The 558-nt window shown below is 62.9% G+C and carries 1 protein-coding gene; it reads left to right on the forward strand.

The window, feature by feature from the left end:
- Positions 1-558, forward strand: a 558-nt coding sequence (locus DUT91_RS25125) for a transmembrane anchor protein (RefSeq protein WP_114443062.1), incomplete at both ends; no start/stop codon positions are given.

Here is a 558-nt window from a genome sequence, read left to right on the forward strand (position 1 = left end):
GCGATCCTCGTCACCGTGGTGCTGCCGGCCGAATATGCCATCGACCCGACCGGTATCGGCCGGGCGCTGGGCTTGGTCGAGATGGGCGAGATCAAGGCGCAGCTGGCTGAAGAAGCGGAGCGCGACCGCGCTGCTGCCCAGCAGAATGGAACAAACAGCGTTTTGCCTGCGCGAGACCAGCGCTCCAGCCTGATGATGGAGCGGATTTTTTCCGAACTCGTGATCGGCTCGGCCAATGCCCAGACCACACCGGCAGCGCGTAGCGACGAGACGACGGTCACGCTGAAACCGGGCGAAGCCGCCGAGATCAAACTGGTGATGAAAAAAGGCGCCAAGGCGAACTTCTCGTGGGCCGTCAATGGCGGCGTCGTGAATTTCGACCTCCACGGCGATGGCGGCGGACAATCGATCAGCTACGAGAAAGGTCGCGCGGCGCCGGGGGCTGAAGGCGTTCTGGAGGCCGGTTTCGACGGCAACCACGGCTGGTTCTGTCGCAATCGCGGCAAAGCTGACGTCACCATTACCCTGCGCACGAATGGCGACTATGCCGAGATCAAG

The organism is Paramesorhizobium salinisoli (assembly GCF_003335045.1).
Taxonomy (GTDB): domain Bacteria; phylum Pseudomonadota; class Alphaproteobacteria; order Rhizobiales; family Rhizobiaceae; genus Paramesorhizobium; species Paramesorhizobium salinisoli.